Source organism: Shewanella sp. KCT, from assembly GCF_007636505.1.
GTDB classification, from domain to species: domain Bacteria; phylum Pseudomonadota; class Gammaproteobacteria; order Enterobacterales; family Shewanellaceae; genus Shewanella; species Shewanella halotolerans.
Genome location: NZ_LVDJ01000003.1, coordinates 396900 through 407923, shown reverse-complemented (window position 1 = coordinate 407923; position 11024 = coordinate 396900). Strand labels below are relative to the sequence as shown.

The following is an 11024-nucleotide window of genomic DNA, read 5'->3' as shown; positions in this document are numbered from 1 at the left end:
CGCTTAAGCCGTTTGGTGCAAGCCACTTGCCTGCTTGTCTTATTCTTGATCCCCCAGGCCCATGCTAACCCGATATTGATCTTAGGTGATAGCCTAAGCGCAAGCTACGGCATGGAACAAGACAAGGGCTGGGTGCATCTTTTGCAGCAGCAATTCCCCGATGTCACCATCATCAATGGCTCGGTGAGCGGTGAGACCTCGGCCGGCGGCCTACGCCGACTGCCCGCCCTGCTTGACTCGACCAAGGCCAAGCGGGTCTTTATTGAGCTCGGCGGCAACGATGGTTTGCGCGGATTTTCGCCTAAGCAATTGAAAAATAATCTTACAAAAATGATCCAGCTGGCAAAGGACTCGGGCGCCGAGGTGTTGCTCAGCGAGGTGATGGTACCGCCCAACTATGGCCCGCGCTACGCCAAGCAATTTACCCAGGTCTATCAGGAGCTATCGAGCGAGCATGGGGTAACCTTAGTGCCCTTCTTCATGACAGAGATAGCCATTCATCCCGAGCTGATGCAGGCCGACGGCATACACCCCAACGAGCAGGCGCAGGCACAGATCGCCAGCTTTATCCGCCCCTGGCTTATCGATACGCAGTAATCGAGTGAATAGGATCACCTCGGGCACGCATTTGGGCAGACTATCCCGGTATGCTGATCTGTCTGCCCGAGAGATGAGTTATTACGCCGAGTACTGACCGTCTTCTCCGACTGTACACTTGGCGTTTTCCTTCCTGTTTTGCACCAACCTGCGGCCCAATATCTCCCCAGGCTCTGCTTGCTCAAACTCCTTCTTGCTCAAACCCGTGCTAAATCCCCTCTGCCTATCTGTGCCTCGCCACGATTGACCGCAAGCGGCTTACGCCCATGCCACCAAGCTCTAAGCTCTAAGCTCTAAGCTCTAAGCTCTAAGCCCTAGGCCTCAAGACTAAAGGTTTAGGCTCCCTATCAGGCTTGAATGCTAAAAACAACTCCTCCTACCAGTTAAGTGTGGCAAATGTTACCGTTTGATAAATCCCACACCTCACTGTTTTCCCTCAATTTTATCTCAAACACCTGTTTAATAAATGTACTAAGCCACTGATTGTTACGGATGTTAATGGTTTGTTGGCCGGATTTCACATTGCTTATCTAGTACGCCAGTGCAATCTAGAATGGGAATAATAACAATAAGTAGGAGATACTATGTTCAACAAGATGCCTTCGTGGCTGCTCCCAAGTCTAGTGGCCAGTGCAGTGGCCCTCTCCATCACCGCCTGTTCCTCAGATGATGAAGATACACCTCAAGTAGAAACACCACCTGTTACCACCACACCAACGGATCCCGGCCCAAGCTTTCCAGTCGGTGCCATCATCATCGAAGATGGTGAGAACCTGACCACACGTATCCAGGAAGCCCTGATCAACGCCCAAAGCAATGATGTGATCGTGCTGCCTAAGGGACACTTTAAGATAGAGTCTACCCTGCTATTTGACGGCGACGTGGACGGTGACGGCGCCTATGCCAAGAACATCACCATCATGGGCTACGGCATGGAAGAAACGGTTCTGGACTTCTCCGAGTCGATCACCGGCGACGGTATCTTCGTGCAGAACGCCGTTAACATCACCATCCAGGATCTGTCGGTCAATGAGGCCAAGAACAACGGCATCAAGCTGAAAAACACCAATGGCATCATCTTGAGACGCCTGGCCACAGTATGGGAAGGCGCGCTTGATGAAGATAACGGCGCTTATGGCCTCTATCCTGTAGAGTGTGAAAACATCCTCATCGAAGACACCTATGTGCGCGGCAGCGCCGATGCCGGCATATATGTAGGTCAGTCTGAGTACATAGTGGTTCGCCGTAACATCGCCAAGGAAAACGTTGCCGGTATCGAGATTGAAAACTCTAAATACGCCGACGTCTACGACAACGAAGCCATGGGCAACACGGGCGGCATCCTGGTATTCGATCTGCCGATCAACAACCACAGATATGGCTCCAGCGTGCGTATCTTCAACAACAAGGTGTATAACAACAACACCCCTAACTTCGCCAACGCCTCCTCTAACCCTGCCGGGGTGCATATCGTGCCGCCTGGCACTGGGGTGATCATCCTCTCCACTAACGATGTGGAGATCTTTAACAACGAGATCACCGGCCACGACACCTTAGGGGTGACCGTCTCCAGCTTCTTCATCGCCGAGCCGGATATGACCAGCTTTGTGGGCAACTATGGCCAGCCGGGCCAACCGATAGAAGATGGCTGGCGCCCGACACCACGCAACATCTATCTGCATGACAACGTCATCACAGACTATGGCAAGAAGCCTAATGGCTATCTGATCGAAGATATCATCAAGGCCTACCTGCTGAGCCACGGCGCCTTCCCGGGGATCCTCTACGATGGCTTGGGCGAGATGCTCTCCAACAACGGCACCGCCGCCTACCTGGGGCTTAAGGAGTTGCCATTTGCCGACGATGGCAGCGACAACATCTGTGCCCGGGATAACGGCGATGTCTCCTTCGGTCGTCTCTATGCCAACAGCAACACAGATATCAGCATCGCCGACGTCCTCTATGAGAAGACCCAGGATAAGATCATGAACTGTGCCCAGGTCAGTTTGCCTGTGCATACTGTTACCTTTGGCGATCAGATCTTCGGCTGCGGCGTGGATGACGATGTCGAGGGCTGTGACGGCGGTAACCTAGTCGGTGGTGGCGGCACCATAGGCGAAGGTGAAGGTGGTCTGGTGGGCGATGGTGACCTTAGTCTGTGTAGCACCACCACCCCTGGCGTAAATTGGGATGCCCTGCTGGGCGCCAACTGCCCGAACCTCTCAGACTATCAGCTGTTTGCCGATACTAAGGATCCGAGTACCGGGGCGAACTCAGGCGGTATCCCTTACGATCTCAACACTCAGCTATTTACCGACTATGCCAGCAAGTATCGCTTCGTCTTCGTGCCAGAGGGCAAGGTGGCCAACTACTCTGCTAACGAGAGTATGGACTTCCCGGTCGGTACTGTGATCACTAAGACCTTCGCCCTGCCTAGCGACACCAGCAAGCGCGGTGTGGCCAACGAGACACTGGTCGAGACCCGACTGCTTATTAAACGCACCACCGGCTGGTCAGCCCTGCCCTACGTGTTTAACGCGGAGCAGACAGATGCCGTGCTGGCCAAGGCCGGTGCCATCCAGGCCAAGCAGGTGGTTCACAATGGTAAGACGCTGGACTTCGACTATGTGGTCCCCAGCATGAACCAGTGTAAGCAGTGTCACCAGTTCAAGAGTGACGACGCCAGTAACGCGGTATTCGTGCCCATTGGCCCTAAGGCGCGTCATCTGAACAAGGACTATGCCTATAGCGACGGCACCATGAACCAGCTGATGAAATGGCAGTCCGCCGGTATCTTGCAGGGTGTGCCAGACACGGCAAGCATCCCGACAGTGCCCGCCTTCCACGATGGCGATGAGGCCAAGTTAGCAACCATGACAGATGCCGAGCTGATGCAAACCGCTAAGGGCTACCTGGATATCAACTGCGCCCACTGTCACCGCCCAGAAGGCAACGCCTCTAACACAGGCCTGAAGCTGGAGTACTGGCGTACCTACGAGGAGGATAGCGGTTATTCTCACGGTACCTGTAAGTCGCCAATCGCCTATGGCGGTGGCTCGCTGAGCTATGACGTGGTGCCTGGCTCGAGCGAGACCTCTATCCTGCACTTCCGCATGGATAGCACGACACCTGGCGATCGCATGCCAGAGATTGGTCGCAGCCTGTCCCACACCGAAGGCACGGCCTTGATTGCCGAGTGGATCAAGCGACTGCCGCTAGCCACCTGCTCTCAATAACCCCACCCAAGGGCTGCCATCTGGCGGCCCTTTTTCTCACGAGCCGAAATTATGTTAACCAGCCCAGAAAAAGGTTTGCTGCCGCTTTTGAGCCCAGTTCTAATAAGCCTCTTGCTGCTATGCCTCACGGCCTGCGGCGGCAGCGATGACTCCTCGACCAATCAAACAGGCACAGACACCAACCAACCTGGAACGCCTGTGACCCCACCGACGGGCGGCACAGATCCCTCCACGGATATCTGCGATAGCCAGGAGGGGGAGATCAACTGGCAGGCGCTGATGACACAAGACTGTCAGCTACTGTCCCAATATCGGCTATTTCAGGAGCCTGATAAACCAACAGCAGGCCCTAATGGCCCAGGTTTTAGCTATCAACTCTCGAGCCAGCTGTTTACCAACTACGCCCATAAATACCGTTTCATCTTCCTGCCCGATGGCAGCCGAATCGACTATCATCCGAGCGACACCTTCGACCTGCCGGTAGGCGCCGTACTGGTTAAAACCTTTGCCCTGCCGAGCGACACCCAGCTCACCGGGGAAGCCAACGAGACCTTGGTCGAGACCCGGCTGCTTATCCACCGCGAAAACGGCTGGACGGCGCTGCCCTATCTCTGGCAAGGCGGCGAGGCGCGTCTCGCCATTGCCGGCGCCAATCAGGCCCACAGCCTGACGCGTCAGGGCGAGCAGCTGGAGTTCACCTACCATGTGCCCAGCCGGGCGGAATGCAAGGTGTGCCATCAACGCGCCGATAACGGTGGCGCCCAGATCTATCCCATAGGCCTCAAGCCCTACCTGCTTAACCATGAGGTGTTAGTCGAGAATCAGACGGTGAATCAGCTCGAACATTGGCGCGACCAGGGGCGCTTGAACGGCCTGCCACAGCACGGTGCCCCAGATTCGGCGCCTGCAATCACAGATGAGAGCGGCGATCTGACCATTAGAGCCAAGGGATATTTGGATATCAACTGCGCCCACTGTCACAGGGCCGAAGGCTTTGCCAGCATCTCAGGCCTGCGCCTGGGTTTCTATGTGGATCACACCAGCTATCAATATGGGATCTGCAAACAACCACCGGGCTGGGACGGCGGCGAAAAGGGTCTCTCCTACGACATCATTCCCGGCGATGGCGAGCACTCCATCTTGCTCTATCGCCAGATGCTAGATGCGCCCAAAGATCGCATGCCGCCTATTGGCCGAAGCCTGAGTCATGTGGAGGCATTGACCGTGCTGCAAAGCTGGATAGATGGCCTGTCGCCAAGTTTAGGCAACTGCCAGCATGCTGGCTAGATCTTGCGAATAAACTGGCCTGGTGGCAAGCCAAGCCAGTGTTTGAAGCTCTGACGGAAATGGCTCACATCGCCGAACCCCATGATATCGGCGATATCCACTATGCTCTTGTCGCCCTGAACGATGAGGCCGATGGCCGTCTGGCAGCGCACCTGATCCACCAGCTTCTGATAGCTGGTGCCGGCACTCGCCAGGTGTCGCCTCAAGGTGCGATCGCTCATGTTGAGTCTCAGCGCCATCGACTCCAGCTTAGGGTTATTGGGAAAATCCTGGTTTAGGATGGCCAGCACCTTCTCGATCAAGGAGGTGTCATGCAGAGCCTGCTCATCAAGTTGTAGTAGGGAGAAATCATACACAACAGGCAGCGAAAGCATTTCATGGGAGATGGCCCACTCGAAGAACTCGCCGTCGAAACCAACATCGGCCTGACAGAACGCCGCCAGGAACTCACAGTCGTGGGGAGTTGTGGCCAGCTGCACCCGCTCGAGTGTCACCATCTGACCCGTGAGTTGACGCGCCAGGGCTAACATGGAGCAGACGCTGTTTTGAAACTGCAGGCTGAAATAGGGCGCCGAGATCTTCGCCGTATTGAGCCATCGAAAATAGAGGCATCGCTCACCATGGCTCACCAGGGTATCGGATACGCTGCCCACCAGCTCGGGATGGGCGATAACAAACTCAAGGCACTCTCCTAAGGTCTGACATTTAGCTAGATAGGGCCAAATAAGCGCCAGCTCTTCCACCTTGTAGGTCTCACCGAGCCGTGCACCTATCTGAGGGTCATTGCCTAAGCGCCCCAGAAAGGCCATGGCGTAATCCACCTGCCAGACATAGACAAAGTTTAACTTGGCCAGCTCGTTTAGCCCCAGGCCTATCTCCTGACATAGCTGCTCGGCATGATGCTCGCCGTAACGCTCGGCCATGAAATGAACCAGGCTTCTCAGTTCATAGGCAGGATAAGATTGATCGCCGACTTTTAATGTCGCCTGATAGCGGGTATTACTCGTCATCTCATCATTACAAAATCTAAGGATAATAGTATGTTGTATAAGATTTTAGAGACGAGTAAAAGCCTAGCAGGGATAAAAAGTTACAAATATGTAAAAACCCGCCGAGGGCGGGTTTTTATCCGGTGAAAGTCACAACCCTTAGTTGAGGGGTTGATTCTTTTCCGCCAAGCGATTGAACACGGCATTGACCGCCAGTGAGGCGCTGTGGGCAAACTTGTCAGCAATCTTCTTCTTCAGCTGATAGCGAACCTTGATCACCGTCTTCTCTTCGGCGAGTTTCATCACCACATCGTCACTGGTAGAGAGGCCATCGACCAGACCAAGATCAAGCGCCTGCTGACCATACCAGTGCTCACCGGTCGCCACCTTGGCAATGTCCAACGTAGGACGATACTTGCTGATGAAGGCTTTAAACAGTACATGGGTCTCTTCCAGCTCTTCCTGGAACTTCTGTCTTCCTTCGTCGGTGTTTTCACCAAACAGGGTCAGGGTACGCTTGAAGTCACCGGCGGTGTGTTGCTCATAATCGATATCATGCTTCTTCAGCAGACGATTGAAGTTAGGGATCTGCGCGACCACGCCGATAGAACCGACGATGGCAAAAGGCGCGGCATAGATGGTATTGGCCACACAGGCCATCATATAGCCGCCGCTCGCGGCCACCTTGTCGACGCAGATGGTCAGTGGGATCTGGGCGCCGCGCAGTCTGTCGAGCTGGCTGGCCGCCAAGCCATAGCCATGCACCATGCCGCCGCCACTCTCGACATTGACTACCACTTCGTCGCCTTGCTCGGCAATGGCCAGGATGGCGCTGATCTCTTCTCGCAGTGACGCCACCTCATGGGCATCTATGCTGCCCTTAAAGTCGATAACAAACACCCGAGGCGTAGGGGCGGCTTCGCCATCTGCCTTCTCTGCCTTCTCCTTGGCTTTGGCCTCGGCCTTGAGGCCCTTCTCGTAGGCCTTAAACTGCTTCTTGCTCAGCAGTTCTTCCTTTAAGTCATGTTTGAGGTCCTTAAGCTCCTCAGACACATTGGTCAGCTTAAGCTCACCCTTATCGGCCTTCTGCTTTACCGCCGATGCCAACACCAGCACCACAACGGCGACGATAGCCACCACTATGGTGACGGCTTTTGCCAGAAAGAGTCCATACTCGTACAAAAATTCCAAAATTCAGCTCCGTGATCAGGCCTTTAAAATCTGGCCGCTATTCTATCAGCCCTGAGGGCAATAACAAATCCAGCCATAAAAAAACCCAGCCAGGCTGGGTTTTTATTTAGTCCTTTTTGGATTTAGGCTTAGTTAGCTGGCACCGCGCAAGGCTGAATCACTGAATCATCCTGCACCAGTACGCTTGCCTGGCCCTTACCCGCAGTCAGGGCAAACGCGGCAACTTGCTGCTGCATCTCAACCGTAGCTGCGGCGGCGCTACCATCTGTCACACCAGGGACCTCACTTGGGCTAATCAGCGAGCTGTGATGACCCTTGCTAAAACGCACGGCGCCAGAGCCAACTGTCGTGGTATCTATACACTCAAGACCCAGGTTGGCAATCAGCGGCTCGGTACCCGCCACAGGGAACTTGTCTACGCGATTCGGCAGTACCTGATCCCCTAAGTTGCTGCCATCCCCCACGATTTCAATCAGATGTACAGGTAGACCAGTCGATTTAAGCGTCGCTGCATGGTTAATAGGATCCGCACCATCTACCGCCGTCTGCACCGCGAAGGCGAAGGTTGGAATGAACTCGGCATACACAGCCTGAACCAGGGCCGCATATTCTGGCGTACCTGGCTCATAACCGGCAACGTTTGCCTCATCCACTAGCGCCTTGAAAGTATCGCTGGCGGTCACATTTGCAAACAGCAGCGGGCCGAAGGTGGCAGAGCCGATGAAGGTGCCCGATAAGCCGCCGGTTGGCGCTACCAGAGAAACCGCATTGAGCTTATGCACATAGCTCAAATCCGCGCCGTTAGCCGGATGGCTCAGGCCAGAGTTAGCATAGGTAGCAAAGTCGGTACCGACGATGGCACCAAGGCTCAGACCCTGTGCACTGATCTTAGTGATATCGAACATCTGCGGCATCTGCGCGGCGGCCAGGCCACCGGCAAGCCCAGTAAGGGCGGCGCGAAGCGCTAGATGATCAACCGTTGCCTGTCTGAAGTTATCACGAACTGCCAGAGTGCTCTCTAGGTTAACAAACACCAAGGGATTACCATTCTTAAACGCATCTGGGTTACCTATAACAGCGCCAAATGCTGGATCTGAAGCCGATACCTCATAGATGCCATCACCGTTGGCGTCGAATGAGCGAGCGCCGTGAAGCGGCATATCGATGGCGATTGTGGCAACGCCCATGGCAGCATAACTACCGGCATAGGCCAGTGACATCTCTTTACCACCGCCCAGGCCATGCATGGCGATGGTGGTCGGCCAACCACCAGTTGGCGGCGTAAAAGGTAATCCCTGAGAGGCGTAGAACTGCGCCAGACGCTCGGCGTTTGGCATAGAGATCAACACAGGGACCTTCTCTGCACCAGTCGGAGCAGGAATAGGGTTAAACTTAGTCAGATGCTTGGCCTTATCGGCCGGTGTGCCATCATCGAGTAGCCAGGCCTTACCCGCCAACAGGGCAGGATCGGCCAGACCCGCTGCAGGGTCGATACCGTGTGCCACGGCCTGAGCGCCGTAATTTTGCTGACTCAAGGTACCCGATTGCAGGGCTAGCAATACGGCTACAGGGCTGTCGCCCAGCGCATGCCAGTTACCATTGATGCCATTACACATCACAGAGTTACAGGCGCCATAAGTAGGCAGGGTCAGCTCGGCAACATAAACATCGGCCAGGCTAGAGACCACATAGGCCACGCCATCGGCAGGTGTCAGGCCAGCCGCCTGGGCAACTGTGATCCCCAGCGGATGCGGTTGAGGCACAGAGATAGACGGCGCAAAAGGTGTGCCCTCTTGCAGCATCAGTAACTTAGTCGTCTCATAGACATCGCTGATCGCCTGGGTAGTAAACAGGCCCGCATAGCTGATAGTCGCGCTATCTACACCGTGAGCAGCAGCCATGCCCTTCTCATAACTGTTCACCAGCGTTTGCAGCATCAGCTGATCGGGTGTCTGCAGCGGCTTGGTCTCGATATCGAGTTTCAGCGTGGCATAGGTAGTCGACGGCGCAATAGGACGACCTGCCGAGTCTTGAATCAGGTCTGTGGTCGCATACACATAAGATTGGCCCGCCTTAAGCGGCTTGAGCGGTACGATAGCGATAGTGTTGCCCGAGGCGCTGGCGACAAAGTCGACGCCAAACTGAAGCTCGTTGCCTATCTTACAGGCTGACACAGATGGCGCAGACTGACATTCGGGATCCGATGATAGCGGACCACCTACAGTGGCTTCGAACATACGCACCGCGCCAGGCTGTGCCACAGAGGCCGCCGCCAGCGTCAGCATGGTGCCGTCATGGTCGGTGGCAGGTTCAACCGTGATAGAGATAGGAGAGGTGGTAGACCAACCGTCCAGTGCGCCCAGCGCCATCTGAGGGTCGGTGTAATCGCTTGAGCCGTCGGCTTTTTCGCCCGGCATGGTCAGGGTACCGTCAGTGGTGCCGCTAAAGAGTAGATCGTTGGGTAATGGTACCTTGCTGTTAGCAGGATCGAATACCATGTGTGAAAGAGGGATTAGCGGCTCAGTCTTCTCTGCGAGTTGATCGACGCTATCTTCGCTACAACCAGCCATTCCCAATGCGGATGCAATTGCGACACCCAAAAAGAGTCTTTTCATCTTTTTTCCCCAAATCTTGTTGTAATAATTTTGTTTTCCCCAAAAATTGGTCACAATAGTCTTCCTTGCGTGACCAATAGGACTTTTAGAGTCCTTATTGCTACTCAAGTTAACGCAAAATTATTGAGTTAGCTACAATTTTGTCACACACAAACAACAGAACGATGGTCATTAATCAGTCATTTGTTTTAAACATTCGTTTCAGGCTCAAATAAATCATAGAAATGGCGGGGAATTCCGCTAACAGGAAAAATTGACTCATGTTGGAATATCAGGCAGCAAAAGATTTACTTAAAGATAAAACGATACTGGTCACAGGCGCCGGAGATGGTATTGGTCGCGCCGCTGCTCTGGCCTACGCTGAACATGGTGCCACGGTGATCTTGCTGGGCAAGACAGTCAAGAAACTGGAAGCCGTCTATGACGAGATAGAACAGGCCGGCTACCCTACCCCCGCTATCGTGCCTCTAGATCTAAAAGGCGCCACAGAGCAAAACTACCAGGACATGGCCGAAACCATAGAGCAGCAGTTTGGTCACCTCGACGGCCTGCTGCACAACGCCAGCCTGCTAGGCGTGCTAGGCCCGTTCGAACATATCTCGATGGATTCAGTCAAGGAAGTGCTGCAGGTTAACCTCGTCGCCGAGATCATGATGACCAAGGCGCTGCTTCCCGTGATGAAGAAAGCCCCTGCAGCCTCTATCCTGTTCACTTCCAGCAGTGTTGGCCGTCAGGGACGCGCTTTCTGGGGCGAGTATGCCATCTCAAAATTTGCCACCGAAGGCATGATGCAGTCTCTAGCCCACGAATATGAAGACAGCAACCTGAGAGTCAACAGCATCAATCCTGGCGCCACCCGTACCAAGATGCGCGCCAATGCCTACCCTGCCGAAAACCCACAGGATCTCAAGGCGCCAGAAGAGATCATGGCGACCTATCTCTATCTCATGGGAGACGACTCTAAGGGCGTCACAGGCCAGCAGTTTAACGCCCAGTAGTTTAAGGCTCGGTAGTTTAAGACTTGGTAGTTTAAAGCTTGGTGGTTTAAAGCTTGGTGGTTTAAGCCTAAGTCATCAGAAACACGCCCGCTTTTATGGGCGTGTTTTACT

Annotated in this window: 7 protein-coding genes; 4 read left to right on the top strand and 3 right to left on the bottom strand. The window is 54.4% G+C overall.

The window, feature by feature from the left end; all coding sequences use genetic code 11:
• Positions 1-15 precede the first annotated feature (15 nt).
• The 3 genes from AYI87_RS06655 (at position 16) to AYI87_RS06645 (ending at position 5120) form a co-directional block, all read left to right on the top strand.
• The gene (locus tag AYI87_RS06655; protein ID WP_144200640.1) at positions 16-597 is read left to right on the top strand and encodes an arylesterase; all 582 of its coding nucleotides are present in this window, start codon (positions 16-18) and stop codon (positions 595-597) included.
• Positions 598-1181: 584 nt separating this feature from the next.
• On the top strand, positions 1182-3833 hold the full coding sequence (locus tag AYI87_RS06650; RefSeq protein WP_144200638.1) for a parallel beta-helix domain-containing protein: 2652 nt from the start codon (positions 1182-1184) through the stop codon (positions 3831-3833).
• Between the two features lie 51 nt (positions 3834-3884).
• Positions 3885-5120: an SO2930 family diheme c-type cytochrome gene (locus tag AYI87_RS06645; protein WP_144200636.1), complete on the top strand. Its 1236-nt coding sequence runs from the start codon at positions 3885-3887 to the stop codon at positions 5118-5120.
• Here the strand turns inward: AYI87_RS06645 and AYI87_RS06640 are convergent.
• The 3 genes from AYI87_RS06640 to AYI87_RS06630 form a co-directional block, all read right to left on the bottom strand.
• On the bottom strand, positions 5117-6130 hold the full coding sequence (locus AYI87_RS06640; RefSeq protein ID WP_144200635.1) for a helix-turn-helix transcriptional regulator: 1014 nt from the start codon (positions 6128-6130) through the stop codon (positions 5117-5119). The two genes, AYI87_RS06645 and AYI87_RS06640, sit on opposite strands and share 4 nt — an antisense overlap.
• Positions 6131-6268: 138 nt before the next feature.
• Positions 6269-7300, bottom strand: a complete 1032-nt coding sequence (sohB, locus tag AYI87_RS06635; RefSeq protein WP_144200633.1) for a protease SohB — start codon at positions 7298-7300, stop codon at positions 6269-6271.
• Between the two features lie 128 nt (positions 7301-7428).
• On the bottom strand, positions 7429-9915 hold the full coding sequence (locus tag AYI87_RS06630; protein WP_144200631.1) for a VolA/Pla-1 family phospholipase: 2487 nt from the start codon (positions 9913-9915) through the stop codon (positions 7429-7431).
• Positions 9916-10175: 260 nt separating this feature from the next.
• On the opposite strand from AYI87_RS06630, the gene AYI87_RS06625 reads away from it, so the two are divergent.
• Positions 10176-10913: a YciK family oxidoreductase gene (locus tag AYI87_RS06625; protein ID WP_144200629.1), complete on the top strand. Its 738-nt coding sequence runs from the start codon at positions 10176-10178 to the stop codon at positions 10911-10913.
• Positions 10914-11024 lie beyond the last annotated feature (111 nt).